This window comes from Micromonospora sp. NPDC053740, assembly GCF_040677775.1.
GTDB lineage: Bacteria > Actinomycetota > Actinomycetes > Mycobacteriales > Micromonosporaceae > Micromonospora > Micromonospora alfalfae.
On the sequence record NZ_JBFASO010000012.1, the window covers coordinates 49,359 to 71,657 of the forward strand.

A 22,299-nucleotide genomic window follows, 5' to 3' on the forward strand; every position below is an offset into this window, starting at 1 on the left:
CTCGGCTGGGTCGACCAGGCCCTGGTTCGTTGGGCTCGGTCGGCGGGGCCCTGATTTGCTCGGCTGGGGCGGCGGGGCCCTGATTCGTTCGGGTCGGTCGGCGGGGCCCTGATTTGCTCGGCTCGGTCGGTCAGGCCCTGACTCGCTCGGCTCGGTCGGTCAGGCCCTGACTCGCTCGGCTCGGCTGGTCAGGCCCTGATTCGTTTACGACATCAGCTCTATAGGACCCGTGACACAGCCAGCGGGGTGGGCCTGCTGTGGTCTGGACGGTGTCACGCACACGCCGAAGGGCCGGGCCCCGTGGTGGGGGTCCGGCCCTTCGGCGTGTGCGTGTGTGTGGGTGGGTGTCAGCTGGTGGCGTAGCCGCGGGTGGCGATCCAGTCGGCGAGGTGCTCGACGCTGATCCAGTAGGCGGCGGTGTTCGGGTCGGCGGAGTCGGCGATCTTCACCGTGTCTCCGTTGTCGCGGTACCCGACGACGCTGATGTAGTGCCCGCCCTCGTAGGAGTGGCTCACACCGTCGGTGTCGGTGCTGGTGCCGGCGATGTTCGCGACCACGGCCCTACCGTCGTCAACGGTCTTGACGATGTCGGCGCGCAGCGTGTCGGTCTGCTTGGCGTCAGCGTCGGGGGTGCTGATCTCCACGGACCGGTAGGCGTCGTTCTTACCGGTTTCCTTGTTCAGGACGGGGGTGATGTCGTTGATGGAGTTGGTGCCGGCTTCGGTGGTGCCCATTTCCTTGGCCATGTCGTCGACGTTGATGTTCTTGCCCTGCACACTCAGGGCGTTTCGGGTGGCGGCGGGGCCGCAGTAGTAGAAGTTCGGCTGGGCTTCGTAGCGCACGCCCAGTTCCCGCTCGCCGTGGCCGGCCTTGCGGTCGGTCTGGGTTTGGGTGGCCGGCTTGGTGGTGGGTGCGGCGAAGGCGGTGGTGACGGGGCCGGCGATGGTGCCTGCGGTGAAGGCGAGGCCGGCGGCGGTCAGAGTGGTCTTACGGATCAGATCGGTACGCATGATGGCGTGCTCCTCTGCATCGGGGGTGTGCCCGCACCACCTCGGGGGGTGGGTGGTGGTGCGGGGGAAGTTCTTGCCCGGCGACCCGCAGCGAGGGGGTCGGCGTCGGGACAGGGTGTAACCGTTCGCGGTGGCAGGTCATTCCTGCCCGCGGGGGTTGGCCTACCTGCGGGGGGCGGCCGTTGTGGTGCTCGGCCGTGCGGGGATGCAACCGGGGCGGCCTGGCGGGTGTTCCCGGCGGCTGCCATGCCCGGCGGTTGTGGTGCTCGGCTGTGCGGGGGATGTAACCGGGGCGGCCGGCCGGGTGTTCCCGGCGGGGCCGGCGGACCTTGAGCCGGGCTGTTGCGGTGGTCTGCCAGGTATAACGACCCGGCCCGGCCCACGATTCCGCCGCCGGGGTGGCCCCGGCCACCCGACACCAACGATCAAACCCGACAAACCATCCAACCTGTCGGCCCGGCGAACCCCGACACGGCGCCCACACGACGTCATCCACTCGGGTTCACGGAAAAGGCGGTGTCCGGCTGCCGTGGATACCCCGACTTCATGAAACGCGAGTGGATCACGCCGTCTGTGCCGTTCGTGCACCCGGATCTGTGCCGTTCGTGCACCCGGACCGGCCTGATCGAGGGGGCGGGGGCCGGGTGCGGGCCTAACGCGGGGGTCAGGGGGTGGCGGTGTCGGGTTGGGGCATGGTGCGCTGTGTCGGGATGGTTGGTGCGGTCGGCCAGGGGATCTCGGGCGCGCGGTGGAAGGTGATCCCGGCCGTCGTCCAACGCGGGCCCTGGCCGGCCAGGCGGTAGCGGAAGTCGGCCCAGTCGTGGGTCGCCCGGGTGGACCAGCCCAACTCGGCGATGGCCGGGAGGCGGGGCAGGAGCAGGAGTTCGATGTCGGCCAGCGAGGTGACCGACTCGGTCCAGAGCGGGGCCTCCACACCGAGAACCGCCTCGGCGGGTACGTCGGCGACGTGCGTGCCCGGGTCCCAGTCGTACGCCTTTCGTACGTCGATGAGGCCGGCCCAGTCGTGCCCGATCGGGGTGTCCGGGGCGTACTTCATGTCCAGGTAGGCGTGGTTGCCGGGAGAGACGATCAGTCGGGCGCCCCGGCGTACGGCGTCGGCTGTGGTGGGGTCTTCGCCGTTCGTGCCCCACCACTGCAGGACCCGCCCGTCGAGGTGGGCGGCCGGCGCGAGCTGGTGCCAGCCGACGACGGTCTTGCCAAGGTCGGCCACGATGCGCTGGACCCGCTCGACGAAACCGGTGTAGACCTCGCCCTTGACCTTGAACGCCTCGTCACCGCCGATGTGCAGCCAGGGGCCGGGGGTGAGCGCGGCCACCTCGCGCAGCACGTCGGCGACGAAGTCGTACGTGCGCTCGTCGGCCGGGTCGACGTAGCTGAAGCCGACCTCGGTGCCGGTGTACGGCGGCGGTGCGATCTTGTCCGGTGCCAGCTCCGGGTACGCGACCAGCGCCGAGTTGGTGTGCCCCGGGAGGTCGATCTCCGGGACGACGGTGATGTGGCGGGCGGCCGCGTAGGAGACGATCCGCGCGTAGTCGGCCTTCGTGTAGTGCCCGCCAGGGCCGCCGCCAACCTCGGTCGTCCCGCCGATGGTGGTCAGCTTCGGCCAGGAGTCGACGGCGATCCGCCAGCCCTGGTCGTCGGTGAGGTGCAGATGCAGGTGGTTGAGCTTGTAGCGGGCCAGGTGGTCGACCACCCGCAGCACGTCCTCGACGGCGAAGAAGTGCCGTGCGACGTCGAGCATCGCGCCCCGGTAGGGGAACCGGGGTGCGTCGGTGATGGTCCCGCCGGGCAGCGCCCAGCGTTCGGTGACCGGGGTCGGACTCTCGATCGCCGCCGGCAACAGTTGACGCAGCGTCTGTAGGCCGTAGAAGAGGCCGGCGGCGGTGGCGGCGGTGACGCGTGCCCCGTCGGTGGCGATGTCGAGGCGGTAGCCCTCCGCGCCGAGGTCGGCGCTGTCGTCGAGCACCAGCGCGATGCCGCCGGCGGGCTCCGGCGCGGTGGCGTCGGTGACCGGCAGCGGGTAGCCGGTGGCCGGACGCAGGAGCTGGGCGAGCTGCTCGGCGACCGCCAACGCGGCGGGGTCGGCGCTGGACACGATTACCGCTTCGGCCGTGAGCACCCAGTCGGCGGTCGGGTCCGGCTGGACCTGCCCTGGGGCGGGAACGACATCGGCCAGCCGGTGCGGGGCCGCCGCGGCGAGCAACGTGCCAGCGGTCTGCTCGGCGGTGCGGGCCAGCATGGCCGCGTCGGGTTCCCCCGCCGACAGCGGCACGGGGACGGCGGTGGGGCCGGGGGAGGGGATGGTCGACACGGCGGCGACTCCGGGGGTGTATTCGCGTCGGTTATGGCAAAAGTGAGGTTCACCGGCTGGCGTGTCGTCAAGCGTACGACGCTCGGCCGGGATGCGTGATGGTGCGCATGGAAGCGTTCCCAAAAACCGGTACGAACACGGATAGTCGTGATGGCTGTGCCAATTGTCACCGAACGGTCCCAGGTCACTCGATGTTCGCTTAACCTTCGCCCACCGATCGACGTTGACCCCGGGATTACCGGTGGTCCGTCCCGGGGAAGAAGAAAACTGAACCTTCGTTAAGTGTCAATCCGGCGCGTGTGTTGTGGAGGCTCTGGTGGCAGCGCAAGAGACCGTCGATCACAAGTACGTCTACGACTTCTCCGAAGGCAACAAGGAGCTCAAGGAACTGCTCGGCGGCAAGGGGGCAAACCTCGCCGAGATGACCAACCTGGGCCTGCCCGTTCCGCCCGGCTTCACCATCACCACCGAGGCGTGTCAGGCGTACCTCGCGACGGGGCGGGAGCCGGACGGGCTCGCCGGTCAGATCGAGGCGCACCTGGAATCGCTGGAGCGCGCGATGGGCAAGCGCCTCGGTGACCCGCAGGACCCGCTGCTGGTCTCGGTCCGCTCCGGTGCCAAGTTCTCCATGCCCGGCATGATGGAGACCGTCCTCAACGTCGGTCTCAACGACCAGAGCGTGGTCGGGCTCTCCGCCCAGGCCGGTCAGAACGACAGGTTCGCCTGGGACTCCTACCGGCGACTCATCCAGATGTTCGGCAAGACCGTCTGCGAGGTGCCGGGCGAGGAGTTCGAGCACGCGCTCGACGACGCCAAGCACGCCAAGGGCACCCACAACGACCTGGATCTGGACGCCGACGACCTGCGTGGGCTGGTCGACGCGTACAAGAAGATCTTCTTGAAGCACACTGGTCGGGAGTTCCCGCAGCAGCCACGCGAACAGCTCGACCTGGCCATCCGGGCGGTCTTCGAGTCGTGGAACGCCGAGCGCGCTGTGCTCTACCGCCGCCAGGAGCGCATCCCGGCCGACCTGGGCACCGCTGTCAACGTGGTGACGATGGTCTTCGGCAACCTCGGCCCGGATTCCGGCACCGGGGTCGCGTTCACCCGTGACCCGGCCAGCGGCGCGCAGGGCATCTACGGCGACTACCTTGCCAACGCCCAGGGCGAGGACGTGGTCGCCGGCATCCGCAACACAGTGCCGTTGCAGGAGTTGGAGCAGCTCGACAAGGCCTCCTACGACGAGCTGCTCGGCATCATGGCCCGGCTGGAGGAGCACTACAAGGACCTCTGCGACATCGAGTTCACCATCGAACGCGGCAAGCTGTGGATGTTGCAGACCCGGGTCGGCAAGCGCACCGCCGCCGCGGCGTTCGTCATCGCCGGGCAACTCGTCGACGAGGGTCTGATCGACCTGGACGAGGCGCTGCACCGGGTCAACGGCGCGCAACTGGCCCAGCTGATGTTCCCGCGCTTCCAGCTCGACCACGAGTTCCAACCGGTCGCCAAGGGCATCGGCGCATCGCCAGGCGCGGCGTCCGGCAAAGTGGTCTTCACCTCCGCCCGAGCCGTCGAGCTGGCCGCCGAGGGCGAGTCGGTGATCCTGGTGCGCCGGGAGACCAACCCGGACGACCTGAACGGCATGATCGCCGCGAAGGGCATCCTCACCTCGCGCGGCGGCAAGACCAGCCACGCCGCTGTGGTGGCCCGAGGCATGGGCAAGACCTGTGTCTCCGGTGCCGACGAGATCGAGGTGAACGTGCCGGCGAAGCGGTTCACGGTGGCCGGGCAGACCGTCACCGAGGGCGATGTGGTGTCCATCGACGGCACCACCGGCAAGGTCTACCTCGGCGAGGTGCCGGTCATGCCCTCCGAGGTCGTGCAGTACTTCGAGGGCAGCCTCGACCCCGAGCACATCGACAACGCGCTGGTCCGGGCCGTACACCGGATCATGACGCACGCCGACGGGAAGCGGCGGCTGGCGGTCCGCACGAACGCCGACACCGGCGCGGACGCGGCCCGGGCCCGGCGCTTCGGCGCCGAGGGCATCGGGCTGTGCCGCACCGAGCACATGTTCCTCGGTGACCGCCGGGAGCTGGTCGAGCGGCTGATCCTGGCCCGGGCCCCGGGCGAGCGGGAGGCGGCGCTGGCGGCGCTGCTGCCGTTGCAGCGGGCCGACTTCGAGGAGATCTTCCGCGAGATGGACGGCCTGCCGGTCACCGTCCGGCTCATCGATCCACCATTGCACGAGTTCCTGCCGCCGCTGGAGCAGCTCGCCGTCAACGTGGCTGTCGCGCAGGAACGCGGCGAGGACGTGGCCAAGGAGGAGGCGCTGCTCGCCGCCGTCCGGCGGATGCACGAGGAGAACCCGATGCTCGGGCTGCGGGGTGTACGCCTCGGGCTGGTCATCCCCGGCCTGTTCGCGATGCAGGTCCGCGCCATCGCCGAGGCGGCGGTCAGTTGCGCCCGCAACGGGGGCGTGGCCAAACCGGAGATCATGGTGCCGCTGGTCGGCGCGGTGCAGGAGCTGGAGACGGTTCGCGCCGAGGCCGAGAAGATCATTGCCGAGGTGGTCGGGGACAGCGGCGTCGAGGTCCTGATCGGCACCATGATCGAGGTGCCCCGGGCGGCGCTGACCGCCGGGCAGATCGCCGAGGCCGCCGAGTTCTTCTCGTTCGGCACCAACGACCTGACGCAGATGGGCTGGGGCTTCTCCCGCGACGACGTCGAGGGCGCGTTCTTCTGGCGCTACCTGGAGTTGGGCATCTTCGGCATCTCGCCGTTCGAGTCGATCGACCGCGACGGCGTCGGTCGGCTGGTGCGGATCGCCGCCGAGGAGGGTCGGGCCGCCCGGCCCGGTCTGAAGCTCGGTGTCTGCGGTGAGCACGGTGGCGACCCGGACTCGGTGCACTTCTTCCACGAGGTCGGCCTGGACTACGTGTCCTGTTCGCCGTTCCGGGTGCCGGTGGCCCGGCTGGAGGCCGGTCGGGCGGTAGTGGAGACCGGCGGGTCGGACAGCCGCTGACGCACGTCGGCGGCGGCCTGGTCACCCGGCCGCCGCCGACGCTCAGATCGGCGGACGACGCCAGGTGGGTCGGGACGAGCGGCGCAACTGCGTCGGCAGGGTCGCCATCGGGGTACGCGTGGCCAGCGGGGCGTGCGCGTCCGGTACGGAGGTCGCGCCGATGCCTGCGCCGCGAACGTCCAGGAACGACCCCGCCCGACGGGCCACCGCCCGCGCCTCCTCGTGCAGCGCCTCCAGGTCGCCCGCCGCCGAGACTGTGACGAGGGTCAGCAGGGCGCTGCGCCCGGCCGGGTAGGTGACCACGCAGCCGGCGGTGGTGCACACCACCGATTCCCGGAACTCGCCCTGCCGGACGGTGTCGGCCACCCGGTGACCGAGCCCGAAACTCGCGGCGGCGAGCGCGGCGAGATGGGTGGCGTCGGTGCTGGGCAGGTCGCTGGAGATGAGCAGGCCGTCGGTGCCGGCGAGCACCGTGCCGGCGATGTCGGGTCGGCGCTGGCGCAGCCCGCGTAGCTCCGTTCCCATCACCGTGTCTGCGTCCACGAGCGTTACCCCTCACCGTCGGGCTCTGCGTGTCAGTCGGCTGGTCACGTTCCGCGCTGGGAACGCTACCGGTGGCGACTTCCGGCCGCGAGCCCGTAACCCTCGGCAATCGGTTGGCAACTGCGGGCCAATCGGTGGTTGTGTGCCCTTCGTCGATGCGTCGTGGGCGGGTCGAGCAGTGGTGGCGGGCGTAATCTTGGTCCGCTCGCACACGGCCGATTGGGCGCCGCGTCGAACGGGAAGAGGTGACTGCATGACCAGTGTCTGGGAGAGCCTGACTGTCGACGCCCGCGATCCGGCCCGACTGGCCCGTTGGTGGGCCGAGGCGCTCGGCTATCAGGTGGTCACCGAGACTCCGAGCGGGGTGGAGATCCGCCAGTCCCCAGACCAGTTGCCCGCCCTGTTCTTCGGCCCGGTGGCCGAGGGCAAGGAGCGCAAGAACCGGCTGCACCTCGACCTGCGCCCCGCCAACCAGGAAGCCGAGGTCGAGCGTCTGGTCGACATGGGCGCCCGGCACGTCGACATCGGTCAGGGCGACGTCGAGTGGACGGTGCTGGCCGACCCCGAGGGCAACGAGTTCTGCGTACTGCGTGAACGCGAGGAGTGAGCCGGTGTTGCGAGCCCCGCAGTCGCGGACAACGGCGGCTGCGTGAGAACTGAGCCGGGGGCGGCGGAATCGCGGTTGGTCGAGGAGCCCCCGAAGGACACCGGGCATCGCCGGTCGCCGTACGAGCGCGATCGGGCCCGGGTGCTGCACTCGGCGGCGTTTCGCCGGCTGGCCACCAAGACCCAGGTGCACACCGCCGGCACCGACGACTTCCTGCGTACGCGGCTGACGCACTCGTTGGAGGTGGCCCAGATCGCCCGGGAGATGGGTGCCCGGCTGGGCTGTGACCCGGACGTGGTGGACGTGGCGGGGCTCGCGCACGACCTCGGGCACCCGCCGTTCGGGCACAACGGCGAGGCTGCGCTGGACCTGCTCGCCACGCCGTGCGGTGGTTTCGAGGGCAACGCGCAGACCCTGCGGGTGTTGACCCGCCTGGAGGCGAAGGTGCTCGCCCCGGACGGCTCGTCCGCCGGGTTGAACCTGACCCGGGCGTCGCTCGACGCGATCGGCAAGTACCCCTGGCCGCGCCGGCCGGGGGAGCGCAAGTTCGGGGTGTACGCCGACGACGCCGCTGTCTTCGACTGGATCCGGGCTGGCGCGCCCGGCGACCGGCGCTGCCTGGAGGCCCAGGTGATGGACTGGGCCGACGACGTCGCGTACTCGGTGCACGACGTGGAGGACGGCATCCACGGTGGTTACGTCACGTTGCACAGGCTGCTCACCGACGCCGACGAGCGGGCCGCGCTCTGCGCCGACGTGGCCGCCGCCTACTCCGGGGAGTCCGCGGCGGACCTGGCCGAGGTGCTCGTCGACCTGCTGGCCGGTCCGCTGCTCGCCCCGTTCACCGGGTACGACGGCAGCCATCGCGCGCAGGTTGCGTTGAAGGCCACCACCAGCGGGGTGACCGGGCTGTTCGTGTCCGCGGCGGTGGCGGCGACGGAGGAACGCTTCGGTCCGGGCCCGCACCGCCGCTACGCCGCCGATCTGGTGGTGCCCCGGCTGGTACGCGCGCAGTGTGCGCTGCTCAAGGGCATCGCGCTGCGGTACGTGATGCGTCGCAGTGGCTTCCGGGGCCGCTACGAGCGGCAGCGGACGATGCTGGCGGAGTTGGTCGCCGCGCTGGTCCGGTGTGCCCCGGAAGGGCTCGATCCGATCTTCGCCCCGTTGTGGCGGGCCGCCCCGGACGACCGGGCCAGACTGCGGGTGGTGATCGACCAGGTCGCCTCGCTCACCGACCCGGCGGCGGTGACCTGGCACACCCGCCTGGTCGGCAAGGGGACACCCCCGACCGCGCACGAGCCAGCTTAGGCTAGCCTAACTGACATGACGGAACGCTCCAGGAACGTCACCTCGGCCCAGGTGCTGCGCACCGAGCGGCCCACCCCGCACCTGATCCGGCTCGTCCTCGGTGGGGACGAACTGGTCGGCCTACCGGTGGGCGAGTTCACCGACCACTACATCAAGGTGGTGTTCCCGCAGCAGGGCGTCGCGTACCCGCAGCCGCTGGACCTCGCCGCGATCCGCCGGGACCTGCCCCGGGAGCAGTGGCCCCGGCTGCGCGCGTACACGGTGCGGCGCTGGGATCCGCTGTCCGGGGAGCTGACCGTCGACGTGGTGCACCACGGCGACGAGGGGTTGGCCGGCCCGTGGGCCGCCGCGCTGCGTCCCGGCGACCCGGTGCACTTCGTCGGCCCCGGCGGCGCGTACGCCCCGAGTCCGGAGGCGGACTGGCACCTGCTGGTCGGTGACGAGAGCGCCCTGCCGGCGATCGCCGCCGCGCTGGAGCGCCTCCCGCTGGGCGCCCCGGCCCACGTCTTCGTGGAGGTCGCCGACCCGGCGGAGGAGCAGAAGCTGCTCAGCCCCGGGGCGGTCGAGCTGACCTGGCTGCATCGTGGCGAACGCCCGGTGGGCGAGGCGCTGGTCGAGGCGGTTCGGGCACTGGAGTTCCCGGCCGGCCAGGTGCACGCGTTCGTGCACGGCGAGGCCGCCTTCGTCCGGGAGTTGCGCCGGTTGCTGCGCGGCGAGCGGGGCGTACCGCTGGACCGGCTCTCCATCTCCGGCTACTGGCGGCGCGGCATGGACGACGAGGGCTGGCGCTCCACCAAGGCCGACTGGAACCAGCAGGTGGCGGCCGAGGAGACAGCCATTCCGGCGCCGGCCGCGGCTGCCTGAGCGCCGGTCATCCCTCGGGGGTGGTCATCTCCTGACCGGCCCGGGCGAGGCGTCGGCTGAGCAGGACGGCGTAGCCGACCACCGCCAGCGAGAGCAGCGTCAGCATCAGCCTCGGCTGGTGCACCGTCGTGGTGATCAGACTGACCGAGACCACCCCGTAGGCGGCGATCGCCAACCGGGCACCGCTCGGTCGGGTCCACAACCAGTACAGGGCAAGCCCGCAGACCGTCCAGATCACCATCGAGGCGCCCAGCAGCAGCCGCAGCTCCAGCGGCAGCCGGTTGGCGTTGTCGTCGACCAGTCGGACCACCTGCCCGAGCGCCCAACCGAGCAGCAGGAGCGCACCGCCGAGCGGAATGTGCAGGTAGCTGTACGCCTGCCCGCCACGTAGCCGTCGCTGAAGGAGGCGGGTGGTGACGAATGTGGTGTAGACCCACCAGACGGCCGCCGGGATGAGGAAGGCCAACGCGGCGGTGAGGATCATGTGTGGCGGAGGATGGTCCGGCACGGCGAAGAGCAGGCTGGCCAGCGCGCTACCCAGCACGATGATGGTGAACTGGCCGATCCGTTCCGGCAGATGCCTGTTGTCCACCGGCCAGCGGTTGAGCCAGCGCACCCCGACCCAGGGCGTGGCCAGCTCGATCACCATCGCGACGATCCAGAGGACGGGCCGCAGCTCGGTTGGCACGATCAGCGACACCAGCCAGATCAGCCAGCCCGACCCGAAGCCGATCAGATAGATCGTCGTGACCATCCGGGCCATCGGGCTGGTGGGGCGGGCGCGCAGGTACAGCAGGAGCAGCACGCCCCGCACGATCAGGTACCCGATGGGCAGCAGCACGCTCTCCGGCACCTCGTCGACCCCGAGGGTCATCGCGCCCGCGCCGACCAACGCGACAAGCACCAGCACCCGGTGCAGCGCGTCGTCCGGATCGAACCGGGTGTCGTAGTAGACCTGCCCCATCCAGGCCCACTGGATCACCACGAAGAGCCCGATCACGGCCAGCACGGCCTTCGGCGACGGCGACGGTTCGTTGCCCAGCCGGGCCACCACCGCCGCCAGCGCGTACACGAAGATGAGGTCGAGGAAAAGCTCCAGCCAGGTGGCGTGCCGGTGGCCGGCCTCGTCCGTCTGCGGGGTCTGCCCGGGTAGCCCCATCCGATCGGCCAGCCATCTCGGCAGGCGGGGGGCTTGGCTCCGTACCCGGCGCATCTGGTCATGGTCCCCGTGCGGACCTGGCCTGCGTGCCGGAACCGCCGAGCCGGCAGCGGTCGCCGCCACACCGGTGTCCCCCGGCCGGCGTGTCGTCGGTCCGGCAGGGCAGGATGTACGGCGAGGGGGTGGCGCATGGCTGGGCGGATCCGGGACGAGGACATCGCACTGGTCCGGGAACGCACCTCGATCGGGGATGTGATCTCCGAGACGGTCACCCTGAAGTCCGCCGGCGGCGGCAACCTCAAGGGTCTGTGCCCGTTCCACGACGAGAAGAGTCCGTCGTTCAACGTGTCCCCGGCCCGCAACGTCTGGTACTGCTTCGGCTGCGGGGCCGGCGGCGACGCGATCAAGTTCCTGATGGACGCCGACCACCTCAGCTTCGTGGAGTCCGTCGAGCGGCTCGCCGGCCGCGCCGGCATCCAACTGCGCTACATCGAGGACGACAAGGGCACCCCGCGTCCCCGCCCGCAGCAGGGCCAGCGGCAGCGCCTGGTCGCCGCGCACGCCGCCGCCGTGCAGTTCTACAGCGCGCAACTGAGCACCGCCGGCGCCCGGCCGGCACGGGAGTTCCTGGCGCGACGGGGCTTCGACAGGGCCGCCGCCGAGCGCTACGGCTGTGGCTTCGCGCCCGAGGGTTGGGACCCGCTCACCAAGCACCTGCGCCAGCAGGGCTTCACCCACCAGGAGCTGGTCACCGCCGGGCTGTCCCGGGAATCCCGTTCCGGCACCCTGATCGACCGGTTCCGTCGTCGGCTGCTCTGGCCGATCCGCGACCTCGCCGGCGACGTGATCGGCTTCGGCGCGCGCAAGCTCTTCGACGACGACGACGGCCCGAAGTACCTGAACACCCCCGAGACGCCGATCTACAAGAAGTCGCACGTGCTCTACGGCATCGACCAGGCCAAGCGGGAGATCGCCAAGCAGGGTCGGGCGGTGATCGTCGAGGGTTACACCGACGTGATGGCCTGTCACCTGGCCGGGGTGACCACGGCGGTGGCGACCTGTGGCACCGCCTTCGCCGCGGACCACATCTCCGTCCTGCGTCGGCTCCTGTTCGACAGCGACGAGGTGGCCGGCGAGATCATCTTCACCTTCGACGGCGACGCCGCCGGTCAGAAGGCCGCGCTGCGCGCCTTCGAAGACGACCAGCGCTTCGTCGGGCGCACGTTCATAGCGGTCAGCCCGGACAACATGGACCCGTGCGACCTGCGGCTGGCCAAGGGCGACCTGGCGGTGCGTGACCTGGTCGCCCGCCGCGAGCCGCTCGTCGACTTCGCGCTGCGACACGTGATCAGCCGCTTCGACCTGGACACCGTCGACGGCCGGGTCGAGGCGATGCGCCACGCCGCGCCGCTGGTCGCGCGCCTGAAGGACCGGGAGAAGCGCCCGGAGTACGTCCGCAAGCTCGCCATGGACCTCGGCATGGAGATCGAGCCGGTGCAGCGGGCGGTGCTCGCCGCCGGCAACGCCGCGCCGTCCAACACCCGCGAGGCCACCCCCGCGGCCCGGCCAACCTCGGCCCGCCCCGAGCCGGCGGTGGACAGCCCGCAGTCGATGGTCGAACGGGAGGCGCTCAAACTCGCCCTCCAGCAACCGGTTCTGGCCGGGCCGATGTTCGACGCGGTCGAGGCCACCGAATACCGCCACCCGGTGCACGTCGCGGTGCGTACTGCCATCGCGGCGGCCGGCGGCGCCGCGTCGGCGACCGGCGGCGCGGTCTGGATCGAGTCGGTCCGCGACGCCTGCGACGACCTGGCGGCCGCGGCGCTCGTCGGTGAGATGGCCGTCGAACCACTGCGGATCGACGGCGAACCGGACCCGCGCTACGTGTCGATCACCATGGCCCGGGTGCAGTTCGGGTCGGTGACCTCCCGGGTCCGGGACCTCAAGTCACGCATCCAGCGGATCAACCCGGTCAACAACAAGGACGAGTACTTCGCCGCCTTCGGTGAGCTGCTGTCCCTGGAGCAGCACGCCCGGGCGTTGCGCGAGCAGGCTGCGGGAGGCCTCTAGATGGGACTGTTCAGCCGCAAGCCGAAGCTGCCGCCGGCCGACCGGCCGCCGCTGGCCGCCGACGAGCGGGTGTTGGCCTGGGCCGCCGCCGGCAACGGCGAGGGCGACGGGGTTGTGGTCGCCACCAACCTCGGGTTGTGGTTGCCCGGTCGGGGGCACCGGTTCGGGTGGCACAGCATCCTCAAGGCGGTCTGGTCCGGCCGGGAGCTGACGGTCACCCCCGCCGAGCCACTCGTCGAGCGGGACGGCTACAAGGTGGTCGCCGACGGTCCGGCTGAGACGTACCTGCTGCTCGACCCGGGGGAGTTGCCGCACCAGGTGCGGGCCCGGGTGACCCGTTCGGTCGCGTACACCGAGCACCAGCCGGTGCCCGGCGGCGCGGCGCGGGTCGCGGCCCGGCGCGTGGCCGGGGTCGACGGTCTGACCTGGACGGTCCGACTCGACCCCGGCACTCCGGCTGACGACGAGGCAGTGCTCGCCGAGACCGACCGGCTGGTGGGTGTGGCCCGCGCCGCCACCGCGCCGGCCGACGTCTGACCGGCGGGTCATTTCGCCCCCAGGTCGTTCAGCGCCTTCTCCGCGCCGCGGTGCAGCGGCACCGGCAGGGTCCTGCGGGCCTTTTCCAGCGAGATGCCCTTCGCCGCCGGGTTGGCCTGGGCCAGAGCGTCGCGCTTCTCGAACACTGTGCGGGTGATCGCGCAGGCGACGTTGGCGTCCAGGTCCTTGCGCACCAACAGGACGTTGGGCACGACGATGGTCGGGGTGTCGGTCGCCGTCCGGTACGCGTCCCGTCCGATCGTGCCTTCCTGATAGCCGGGGCTCAACGCCGTCATCTTCGGCAGCAACGGTGAGACGTCGACGAACTTCACAGTGTCGCCGGCAGTGGTGAACAGGTCGGTGAGGCCACCGGTGGGCAGACCACCGGACCAGAAGAAGCCGTCGACGCTGCCGTCCTTGATCCCCTCGACAGTCTTGGTCAGGTCGAGTCGCTGCGCCCGGATGTCCTTGGCCGGGTCGAGGCCGGCGGCCTCCAACAGCCGGTTGGCGATCACCTCAGTGCCGGACTTCGGTGAACCGGTGGAGATCCGCTTGCCCCGCATGTCGGCCACCGAGGTGATCCCGGAGTCGTTGCGGACCACCACCTGGGTGTAGTTGTCGTAGATGCGGGTCAGCGCCTCCACCGGCTGTGGCGCGGTGAAGCTGCCCTTGCCCTCCACCGCGTTGACAGCCGTGTCGAACAGCGAGAACGCCACGTCGTACTGGCCACCGACCAGTTGTTCGACGTTCTGCACCGACGCGCCGGTCTCGGCGGCGGTGCCGGTGAGCTTGCCGCCGGTCGCCCCGGACAACTGCCCGGCCAGGGCGTTGCCGACCACGTAGTAGACACCTGTCGCGTTGCCGGTGGCGATGCCGACGCGGGTCTCCCGGGTCACCTCGCACGTCACAGCACTGGCCGCGTCGTCAGTCGCCGCGCCGCCCTGCTGACCTCCGCAACCCGCGGCACCAACAGTGACGAGGGCGAGCACGCTCAGGCCCGCCGAGAGCCGTACGTCGATTCGTCTCACAGTTGTTCCTCCACAGGATTGGACGATGACCGGCCGGCGGCGCCGCGTCGGATGAACACGCCCGCCGCCGCGACGACGGCCAGTGCCGCGCCGACAGTGACCGGCACTGGTTCGAGCCAGAGCAATGTGACACCGGCGAGGGCGCCCAGTACCCGTTCCGGGGCGCCGGCCGGGCCCACGCCGGGCAGCCAGCCACCGGCGGCGACGGCGAGCACCGCCACGCTGAGCGCTGTGACTCCGGCGGCGAAGGCGATCCGCTGGACGCCACCGATGCCGAGCAGACCGAGCCCGGCCGGCGTGATGACGAACGCGATCGGAGTCAGGTACGCCGGCAGCGCGTACCGCAGGGTCTGCCACATGGTCGGCACCAGCCGGCCGCCGGTGACAGCGGCGGCGGCCACCGCGGCGAGCGCGGTCGGTGGGGACACCTCGGACAGCACCGCGAAGTAGAAGACGAACATCGCCGCCGCCGGCGCGGTGACGCCCAGGTCGAGCAGGGCCGGACCGACGATCACCCAACCGATCACGAACGACGCGGTGACCGGCACGGCCAGGCCCAGCAGGCTGAGCGCGACGGCGGCGAGCAGCGCGGTGAGCACCAGCACCAGCGTCGGGTCCGACGTGGCCGCCTGCGCCCCACCGATCAGCAACGCCGCCGCCTGCGGTCCGAGGCCGGTCTTCGTCGTGGTCGCCGTGATGATGCCGGCGGCGGCGCAGACCGCCGTGACGGCGAGGACGCCGCGTACGCCGGTGACGAGCGCTGTCACCAGCCGGCCCGGGGTGAGTCGGTGCGCGCGGTCCTCGTTCCTGGGGGCCAGGAAGGACAACGCGACGGTGAGCACGATGGCGTAGACGACAGCCCTCGTCGCGGACACGCCGACCGCGAGGAGGACGATGATGGCGATCAGTGAGGCGAAGTGGTACCCGAACCGGGCCAGCAGCCGCCAGGGCGAGCCGACGTCGATCACCACGGGGCGTACGCCGGACCGGCGCGCGTCGATCTCCACGGCGAGCAGGATGCCGAGGTAGTAGAGCACCGTCGGCACCGTCGCCCAGCCCAGCACCTGAAGGTACGAGACGCCCAGGTACTCGGCGATGATGAACGCCGCCGCGCCCAGTGTGGGCGGGGACAGGATGGCGCCCACCCCGGCCGCGGCCAGCATGCCGCCGGCCCGCTCCGGCGGGTAACCGGCGCGGCGCAGCAGCGGCCAGGTGACCGCACCGATGCTCACCGTCGTCGCCGCCCCGGAACCGGAGACGGTGCCGAGCAGGAAACCCGAGGCCACCGCCGTCCGGCCGGCGGCGGTACGCGAGCGACGGAACGCCGCCGCCGACAACTCGACGAAGAACCGCCCGGCCCCGGACAACTCCAGCACCGCGCCGTAGATGGTGAACAGCACGATGTACGAGGCGGCCACGTCGAGTGGCGTGCCGTAGAAGCCGCTGTCGGAGTTGTAGAACGCGTCGACCAGTTGACTGAAGTCGAGCCCGGCGTGCGCGACCGGCCAGGACTGCGGCAACAACCCGCCGTAGTAGCCGTAGCCGAGGAACAGCAGGCAGACCGCCGGCAGGATCCAACCGGTGGCACGTCGACACGCTTCCAGCAGCAGAAGCAGCAGGATGGTGCCGAACACCAGATCCGTCGGCGTCAGCAGACCCTGCCGGTCGAGGAACGCGTTGTAGCCGCCGCCACCGCTGCCGATCCGGATCGGCAGGACGGGGTAGAGACAGGCGGCGACCGCCAGGACGACCAGAGCCCAGTCGGTCACTGTGGGCCCCGACGACACGAGTGCCGGGGTGCCCCTGTCGCTGTCGGTGGCCCCGTCGCGACTGGTGCCTCGTCGCCAGAAGCGTAGGCGGGCCGGCAGCCGCAGGTCGGCCGGGTAGGCGAGGAAGACCAGCGGGAGTACGCCGGCCAGGAAGATGATCAGGTAATACTTGCTGCCCTGCGACAGAGGGCGGAACACCTGCCACAGGGCGAGAGCGCCGACCGCCAGCGCCGCCGCGGTGAGGAGCAGGCCCGCCGGCCCGGAGAGCACCCGTCCCGGTTTCTCGTCCTCGAACTGGGCGGCCAGGTCCCGAGTCGCCCGCTCGGCGGCACCAGGCTCGCTTGTGGTGCCGGGCCCGCTTGTGCTGCCGGGCTCGGTCGTGGTGCCGGGCTCGGTCGGGTCGGGCTCGGTTGCGAGGGTGGTGGGGTTGGGCGGGTGGGCGCTGTCGGGCTCTGCCGGGTCGGCTCCCGACCTTGGTCGGGGTGGCCCGCCGTCGGGCGTCGCTGCGGGCCCATCAACGGGAGAGTTGGCTGGTCGCGCAGGTGACGGCGAACCATCGGGGGAGCTGATGGGCGACACGAGAGGACGATACACGTCGATCAGCTGACCGGTGGGGCATTGATCGGTGTTTCGCCGTCGGCGGTATCGGCATGTCGACGGCCGGCCGGTCGCCGGCGAATATTTGCGTGGAGGGGTGTCGGACCCGGCGGTTAGGGTCGGGCGGTGACTTCGGAGCGACCACTGATTCAGGCTCGCGGGCTGGTGAAGCGGTTCGGCGATTTCACCGCCGTGGACGGCATCGACGTCGAGGTGCTGCCGGGTGAGGCGTTCGGCTTCCTCGGGCCCAACGGCGCGGGCAAGTCGTCCACCATGCGGATGGTCGGCTGCATCTCCCCACCCAGCGGGGGTGAGTTGCGCATCCTCGACATGGATCCGGTGGCTGACGGGCCGGCGATCCGGGCGCGGCTCGGGGTGTGCCCCCAGCTGGACAATCTCGATCCGGAGCTGACCGTCCGGGAAAATCTCACTGTCTACGCCCGTTACTTCGGCATCTCCCGGCGGGCGGCCCGGGAGCGCGCCGCCGAGCTGCTCGACTTCGTCCAGCTCACCGAACGGGCCGACAGCAAGGTCGAGCCGCTGTCCGGTGGGATGAAGCGTCGGCTGACCATCGCCCGCGCGCTGGTGAACGATCCGGAGATCGTGCTGCTCGACGAGCCGACCACCGGGCTCGACCCGCAGGCCCGGCACCTGGTGTGGGAGCGGCTGTTCCGGCTCAAGCAGCAGGGCGTCACGTTGGTGCTCACCACGCACTACATGGACGAGGCCGAGCAGCTCTGCGACCGCCTGGTGGTGATGGACGGCGGCCGGATCGTCGCGGAGGGCTCGCCCCGGGCGCTGATCGAGCAGCACTCGACCCGTGAGGTGGTCGAGCTGCGCTTCGCCGCCGAGTCGCAGGAACCGTTCGCCGGCAAGCTCGACGGGCTGGGGGAGCGGGTCGAGGTGTTGCCCGACCGGGTCCTGCTCTACGTGCCCGACGGCGACGCGGCGGTCGCCGAGGTCACCGCGCTGGGGCTCCAGCCGGCGAACGTGCTGGTCCGGCGCAGCGGCCTGGAGGACGTCTTCCTGCACCTGACCGGCCGCACCCTGGTCGACTGACGGGCCAAGAGGACCGTTGACGGCTCAGCCCGCGACATCGTCGGCGTGTCGCCCCGGACCCCGCTTGATCGACTCGGCTTCGTGTCGCCCCGGATCCCGCTTGATCGACTCGGCTTCCTGGAAGTCGGGGTAATACGGCCGAGCGGGCAGCCCGATTTCCTGAAACCCGAGTCGATCAGGGAGCTGGAGCCCGAGAGCGCCAGGCCGCGGGCGGGGCCCTGACGACTGGGTGGAACGCGGGCGACAAGTCGACGGGAACGTCGTAGGGTGACCGCCGATCTGTCGTAGCACGGGGGAGTTTCATGTCTGATCTGGTGGCCGCCAACCGACGTCAGGCCGGGCTGACCGCCGTCTACCTGGGCATCTTCGCGATGGTCTGGTTCAGTGTCCCGGCGGCGGAGCAGCCGCTGCGTGCCCTGCTCGTGGTGGGCAGCATCGTCGCGCTGCTCACCGCCGCGCTGGGCGGTGTGCTGTCCTCCCGACTGCGGCGGGCCGGCAGCCCCCGGGACCGGGCCGCCGACCGCCCGTACCTGCTCATCGTCGGGGCCGAGTTCGCCGCCGCCGGGCTGGGTGCCGCGGTGCTGGTAGCGGCCAACTGGTCCGAGTACGTTCCCGTGCTGGTCTGCCTGGTGGTCGGTCTGCACTTCTTCCCGCTCGCCCCGCTTCTGCGGGACCCGCTGCTTCGCCCGCTCGGTGCCGCGCTGTGCCTGGTGGCGGTGGCGGGTCTCGTCACCGGCCTCGCCTCGGCGGTCTCCGCCGGTCTGGTGGTGGGCGTTGGCGCGGGACTGCTGCTGCTCGGTTACGCCGTGCAGGCGCTGGTCCGCGCGTACCGACCGGCCTGACCGCGCGCAGACCACAGGCCCGATCGTTGACGGTTCGCGGGTCCGATCGTTGGCAGCTCAGCAACAACCGTTCCCGCGTATCGAGCACGCTGAGCTGCCAACGATCACGCTCAACGGGCTCTGGCCCAGGTGATGAATCGATCGGTCAGCCGGTCCTGACCGGCCTGTCCGGCGAGATCCCCGGCCGCCTCGTAGAGCAACGCGGCGAGGTAGATGAGCAGGCCGATCCGGTCCTCGCGGTACTCGCCGAGCAGCGCCAGCCGGGCCGGCGAGCAGGGCCACGCCGCGCCGCAGACCCGGCAGCGCCAGGACGGGCGTGCCGCCACGTGCGGGCGGTACCGCGGCATCAGTGCCCGCCGCTGTGATGAGCCGACCAGGTCAGTCGCACGAGCGAACCTCCATCGGGTGGGTGGGAGCGCCCCGGATCGGGGGTCACGGGGCGCTCCCGGCCTGGTTCCGCCCGCCGTCTGGATCCCGTGAGCGGTTCCGCTGCGTGACAGTCTGGTGAGGATCCGACTACGGTGGGAGGTTCCGCACGCCGACGACCAGCGCGTACGGCGATCGGCCCGGCACGGTACGGGAATGTACGGGGGTTGTCCGTGGAAGGTTCGTCCATGCTGGAGCACTTCGCCGAGGAGCTGCGACTGGCCCGGGCCGCCAACGGGATGTCGCAGGCGGCGCTGGCCGAGGCGTTGAGCTATTCCGGGGCGCTGGTCGCCAAGGTGGAGACATCCGAGCGCCGGCCAAGTCTGGACTTCGCCCGCCGGTGTGACGCCGTGTTCGGGGTCGACGGTCGGTTCGAACGCATCCAGCGGCGGATCAGCCGGGAGGCCGTGGTGCCGTGGTTCCGCGACTGGGCCGGCATCGAGCAGGAGACCACCGCGCTGCGCTCGTTCGAGCCGCTCTACGTGCCGGGCCTGGTGCAGACCGAGGGATACGCCCGGGCCATCCTGGTCGGTGCTGGACTCTTCGCGGCTGAAGAGGTCGAGCAGCAGGTGGCCGCCCGGCTCGATCGGCAGGGCGTGCTCACCCGGGACCGGCCGCCGCTGCTCAGTATGGTTGTCGACGAGTACGCGCTGCGTCGCCACGTCGGCGGGCCGGAGGTGATGCGCGAGCAGTTGCGGCACCTGGTGAAGCTCGGCTCGGCCCTGCCGCGGGTCCGAATCCAGGTCGTGCCGCTGTCGGCAGGTGCGTACGCTGGGCTCGATGGTCCCTTCGTAATCGCTACCACAGCGACCGGCGAAGATGTGGTCTACCTGGACGGGCAGCGCCACGGGCAGGTCATCGACCGCGCCGAGTATGTCCGGCAGATGGTCGAGGTGTGGGAGTCGATCCGCGGTGAGGCACTATCGCAGCAACAGTCCCTCGACCTGATCGCGGAAGTGGCGGAGACATGGAGCTGACCGGCGCCCGGTGGCGCAAGAGCACTCGCAGCAACGGCAGCGGCGGCAACTGTGTGGAGGTTGCCAGCAACCTGCCTGGGCTGGTGGCCGTGCGTGATTCCAAGGACCCGACCGGCCCCCTGCTCGTCTTCCCATCTGACGCGTGGCGCGCATTCGTCGGTTCCGGCGCCGTTCGCCGGTAGATAGCGGCCACGCCCTCAAGATCCACTCGGTTTTCAGGAAATCGGGGCATCAGGGCGGCTCTGACACCGCGACTTCCTGAAAACCGAGTCGATCAACGAGCGGGGCCCAGACCGACGTGGCGAAACCCGGACGACACGTCGGCGGGGTCGTCGTAGGGTGACCGGCGGTCTGTCGTACCCCGGGGGTAGACAGGTCGTGGTGGCCGGCGCGGTGGGCGGGGTGATCGGGTGAGTGTGGCGGGATCGGCGCGGTTCCCATGGGTGCCGGCGTACGCGGTGTTCGAGCACTACCTGGTGGGGCTGCGGCGCACCTGGCGGGCCGGGGTGTTCTCCTCGTTCCTGCTGCCTGTGCTGACCGTCCTCGGGTTCGGGGTGGGCGTCGGGGCCTACATCGACCAGGGCGTCGACGGGGTTCGTTATCTGGACTGGCTGGTCCCCGGGCTGATCGCTTCGACCGCGCTCCAGGTGACAGTCGGTGACTCGACCTGGCCGGTGTTCAGTAACTTCCAGTGGGTCAAGATCTATTTTGCGCAGGGCGCGTCACCGCTGCGGGTGGGCGACATCGTGGCGGGGCACCTGGCCTTCGTGTTGTTCCGGGTGCTCACCACTATCGCGGCGTTCCTGCTGGTCACCGGGCTGTTCGGGGCGCTGCGGTCGCCGTGGGCGGTGGTCACCCTGCCGGTGGTGGCGTTGCTCGGGCTGGCCGTCGCCGCGCCGACCTTCGCGTACGCCGCGTCGGTGTCCAGCGACAACTGGTTGGCGATGCTGTTCCGGTTCGCGGTCATCCCGATGACGCTCTTCGCCGGGGTGTTCTTTCCGGTCGAGTCGTTGCCCGAGGCGCTGCGCTGGCTGGCGTACGCGACGCCGTTGTGGCACGCCGTGGACCTGTGCCGCGCGGCCACGCTCGGCGTTGCCCCACAGTGGTCGATCGTCGGGCACCTGCTCTACCTGGCCGCCTGGGCGGTCGGCGGCTGGTTGCTGGCGGTGCGCGCGTTCCGTCGCAAGCTCGTCGTCTAGCCGAGCTGGTCCGGCAGCCGAGCTGGCCCGGCGGCCGAGCTGGTCCGTCGGCCGAGCTGGCCCCAACAGACTCGTCGTTTGAAGATCAAGCAGAGAGGGTGTCGTGGTCACGCTGATCCTGCCCCGACTGGTCGACGTTTCCGCCGCGTCCCGGCGGTCGGCGTCGGTGGCCGGGCGCAACGTCGCGGCGCTGAAGTCGGTCTACTGGCTGCTGCTGCTCTCCGGTTTCGTGGAGCCGCTGCTCTATCTGCTCTCCATCGGGGTGGGCGTCGGCGCGCTGGTCGGCGACCTGCCGCTGCCCGACGGGCGGCTGGTCTCGTACGCCGAGTTCGTGGCCCCGGCGATGCTCGCCGCCTCGGCGATGACCGGGGTGCTCGCGGAGACCACATTCAATTTCTTCGGCAAGATGAAGTACATGAAGCTGTACGACGGGATGATCGCCACCCCGGTACGGCCGTTCGAGATCGCAGTCGGCGAATTGGCCTGGGCGATGCTGCGGGGCAGCGCCTACTCGGCGGCGTTCCTCGGCGTGATGGTCGCGCTGGAGTTGACCAGCGTCAGCCGGGCGCTGACCGCTCTCCCGGCCGCGGTGCTGGTCGGGTTCGCGTTCGGGGCGCTCGGTATGGCGATCTCCACCTTCATGCGTAGCTGGCAGGATTTTGACCTGGTGGGCTCCGCGCAGTTCACGCTCTTTCTCTTCTCCGGCACCTTCGTGCCGGCGCAGGCCTATCCGACAGTGCTGCACTGGCTCGTCGAGATCACCCCGCTGTACCGGTCGGTGCACCTGATCCGGGGGGTCGCGCTGGGCAGTGGTGGTTGGTTCTGGCTGCTCGACGTGCTCTACCTCGTGGCGATGGTGGCGGTCGGCCTGACGGTGGCTTCTCGCCGAATGGCGAGGTTGCTCTACAAGTAGGGGTTATCCGCGCCCGTCGACGGGGCATGTCCGG

Annotated in this window: 18 protein-coding genes and 1 pseudogene; 12 read left to right on the forward strand and 7 right to left on the reverse strand. The window is 70.7% G+C overall.

What is annotated here, in order from left to right; genetic code table 11:
• Positions 1-347 precede the first annotated feature (347 nt).
• Both AB0K35_RS27355 and AB0K35_RS27360 read right to left on the reverse strand, forming a co-directional pair.
• Positions 348-1,010 carry a C39 family peptidase gene (locus AB0K35_RS27355; RefSeq protein ID WP_363888722.1) on the reverse strand — a complete coding sequence of 221 codons (663 nt, stop codon included), beginning with the start codon at positions 1,008-1,010 and terminating at the stop codon, positions 348-350.
• Between the two features lie 664 nt (positions 1,011-1,674).
• Positions 1,675-3,342 (reverse strand): beta-N-acetylhexosaminidase, encoded by a 1,668-nt coding sequence (locus AB0K35_RS27360; RefSeq protein ID WP_363888724.1) that lies wholly within the window; start codon positions 3,340-3,342, stop codon positions 1,675-1,677.
• A gap of 316 nt (positions 3,343-3,658) precedes the next feature.
• Here AB0K35_RS27360 and ppdK point away from each other — a divergent pair, with 316 nt between their 5' ends.
• Positions 3,659-6,367: a pyruvate, phosphate dikinase gene (gene ppdK, locus AB0K35_RS27365; protein WP_363888726.1), complete on the forward strand. Its 2,709-nt coding sequence runs from the start codon at positions 3,659-3,661 to the stop codon at positions 6,365-6,367.
• Between the two features lie 42 nt (positions 6,368-6,409).
• Here the strand turns inward: ppdK and AB0K35_RS27370 are convergent, their stop codons facing one another.
• Positions 6,410-6,910, reverse strand: a complete 501-nt coding sequence (locus AB0K35_RS27370; RefSeq protein ID WP_363888729.1) for a roadblock/LC7 domain-containing protein — start codon at positions 6,908-6,910, stop codon at positions 6,410-6,412.
• A gap of 253 nt (positions 6,911-7,163) precedes the next feature.
• Here AB0K35_RS27370 and AB0K35_RS27375 point away from each other — a divergent pair, with 253 nt between their 5' ends.
• Genes AB0K35_RS27375 through AB0K35_RS27385 form a run of 3 tightly spaced genes read left to right on the forward strand, consistent with a single transcriptional unit; the run spans position 7,164 to position 9,689 of the window.
• Entirely contained in the window at positions 7,164-7,517 is a 354-nt protein-coding gene (locus AB0K35_RS27375; protein WP_112675786.1) for a VOC family protein, read from the forward strand.
• Positions 7,518-7,559: 42 nt separating this feature from the next.
• Complete coding sequence (locus tag AB0K35_RS27380; protein ID WP_363888732.1) at positions 7,560-8,825, forward strand: deoxyguanosinetriphosphate triphosphohydrolase; 1,266 nt, start codon at positions 7,560-7,562, stop codon at positions 8,823-8,825.
• A gap of 15 nt (positions 8,826-8,840) precedes the next feature.
• Positions 8,841-9,689, forward strand: a complete 849-nt coding sequence (locus AB0K35_RS27385) for a siderophore-interacting protein (protein WP_363888735.1) — start codon at positions 8,841-8,843, stop codon at positions 9,687-9,689.
• Positions 9,690-9,696: 7 nt separating this feature from the next.
• Here AB0K35_RS27385 and AB0K35_RS27390 read toward each other — a convergent pair whose 3' ends face one another.
• Positions 9,697-10,902 (reverse strand): low temperature requirement protein A, encoded by a 1,206-nt coding sequence (locus AB0K35_RS27390; protein WP_238670357.1) that lies wholly within the window; start codon positions 10,900-10,902, stop codon positions 9,697-9,699.
• Between the two features lie 113 nt (positions 10,903-11,015).
• Here AB0K35_RS27390 and dnaG point away from each other — a divergent pair.
• Positions 11,016-12,918, forward strand: a pseudogene (gene dnaG / locus AB0K35_RS27395) (DNA primase).
• On the forward strand, positions 12,919-13,455 hold the full coding sequence (locus AB0K35_RS27400; RefSeq protein WP_238670356.1) for a hypothetical protein: 537 nt from the start codon (positions 12,919-12,921) through the stop codon (positions 13,453-13,455).
• Between the two features lie 8 nt (positions 13,456-13,463).
• Here AB0K35_RS27400 and AB0K35_RS27405 read toward each other — a convergent pair whose 3' ends face one another.
• Both AB0K35_RS27405 and AB0K35_RS27410 read right to left on the reverse strand, forming a co-directional pair.
• On the reverse strand, positions 13,464-14,483 hold the full coding sequence (locus AB0K35_RS27405) for a TAXI family TRAP transporter solute-binding subunit (protein ID WP_238670355.1): 1,020 nt from the start codon (positions 14,481-14,483) through the stop codon (positions 13,464-13,466).
• Positions 14,480-16,831: a TRAP transporter fused permease subunit gene (locus AB0K35_RS27410; protein ID WP_363888740.1), complete on the reverse strand. Its 2,352-nt coding sequence runs from the start codon at positions 16,829-16,831 to the stop codon at positions 14,480-14,482. The genes AB0K35_RS27405 and AB0K35_RS27410 overlap by 4 nt, the downstream gene beginning before the upstream one ends.
• Positions 16,832-16,975: 144 nt before the next feature.
• Between AB0K35_RS27410 and AB0K35_RS27415 the strand changes: the two genes are divergently transcribed.
• Both AB0K35_RS27415 and AB0K35_RS27420 read left to right on the forward strand, forming a co-directional pair.
• The gene (locus AB0K35_RS27415; protein WP_238670353.1) at positions 16,976-17,908 is read left to right on the forward strand and encodes an ABC transporter ATP-binding protein; all 933 of its coding nucleotides are present in this window, start codon (positions 16,976-16,978) and stop codon (positions 17,906-17,908) included.
• A gap of 302 nt (positions 17,909-18,210) precedes the next feature.
• A complete protein-coding gene (locus AB0K35_RS27420; RefSeq protein WP_363888743.1) occupies positions 18,211-18,750 on the forward strand; it encodes a hypothetical protein in 540 nt (179 codons plus the stop codon).
• 110 nt (positions 18,751-18,860) lie between these two features.
• Here AB0K35_RS27420 and AB0K35_RS27425 read toward each other — a convergent pair whose 3' ends face one another.
• A complete protein-coding gene (locus AB0K35_RS27425) occupies positions 18,861-19,076 on the reverse strand; it encodes a flavin reductase (protein WP_238670351.1) in 216 nt (71 codons plus the stop codon).
• Between the two features lie 288 nt (positions 19,077-19,364).
• Here AB0K35_RS27425 and AB0K35_RS27430 point away from each other — a divergent pair, with 288 nt between their 5' ends.
• The 4 genes from AB0K35_RS27430 to AB0K35_RS27445 all read left to right on the forward strand — a co-directional run bounded on the left by AB0K35_RS27430 (position 19,365) and on the right by AB0K35_RS27445 (position 22,265).
• Positions 19,365-20,153 carry a helix-turn-helix transcriptional regulator gene (locus AB0K35_RS27430; RefSeq protein ID WP_363888746.1) on the forward strand — a complete coding sequence of 263 codons (789 nt, stop codon included), beginning with the start codon at positions 19,365-19,367 and terminating at the stop codon, positions 20,151-20,153.
• Positions 20,144-20,335, forward strand: a complete 192-nt coding sequence (locus AB0K35_RS27435) for a DUF397 domain-containing protein (RefSeq protein WP_363888749.1) — start codon at positions 20,144-20,146, stop codon at positions 20,333-20,335. The genes AB0K35_RS27430 and AB0K35_RS27435 overlap by 10 nt, the downstream gene beginning before the upstream one ends.
• A gap of 228 nt (positions 20,336-20,563) precedes the next feature.
• Positions 20,564-21,352, forward strand: a complete 789-nt coding sequence (locus AB0K35_RS27440; protein WP_238670348.1) for an ABC transporter permease — start codon at positions 20,564-20,566, stop codon at positions 21,350-21,352.
• Positions 21,353-21,455: 103 nt separating this feature from the next.
• Complete coding sequence (locus tag AB0K35_RS27445; protein WP_238670347.1) at positions 21,456-22,265, forward strand: ABC transporter permease; 810 nt, start codon at positions 21,456-21,458, stop codon at positions 22,263-22,265.
• The last annotated feature ends 34 nt before the right edge of the window (positions 22,266-22,299 follow it).

Coding starts and splice junctions, on each gene's coding strand:
- AB0K35_RS27400 (WP_238670356.1), top strand. CDS start 12,919: ATGGGACTGTTCAGCCGCAAGCCGAAGCTGCCGCCGGCCGACCGGCCG.
- AB0K35_RS27430 (WP_363888746.1), top strand. CDS start 19,365: ATGCTGGAGCACTTCGCCGAGGAGCTGCGACTGGCCCGGGCCGCCAAC.
- AB0K35_RS27355 (WP_363888722.1), bottom strand. CDS start 1,010: ATGCGTACCGATCTGATCCGTAAGACCACTCTGACCGCCGCCGGCCTC.
- AB0K35_RS27390 (WP_238670357.1), bottom strand. CDS start 10,902: ATGCGCCGGGTACGGAGCCAAGCCCCCCGCCTGCCGAGATGGCTGGCC.
- AB0K35_RS27435 (WP_363888749.1), top strand. CDS start 20,144: ATGGAGCTGACCGGCGCCCGGTGGCGCAAGAGCACTCGCAGCAACGGC.
- AB0K35_RS27420 (WP_363888743.1), top strand. CDS start 18,211: ATGTCTGATCTGGTGGCCGCCAACCGACGTCAGGCCGGGCTGACCGCC.
- AB0K35_RS27385 (WP_363888735.1), top strand. CDS start 8,841: ATGACGGAACGCTCCAGGAACGTCACCTCGGCCCAGGTGCTGCGCACC.
- AB0K35_RS27375 (WP_112675786.1), top strand. CDS start 7,164: ATGACCAGTGTCTGGGAGAGCCTGACTGTCGACGCCCGCGATCCGGCC.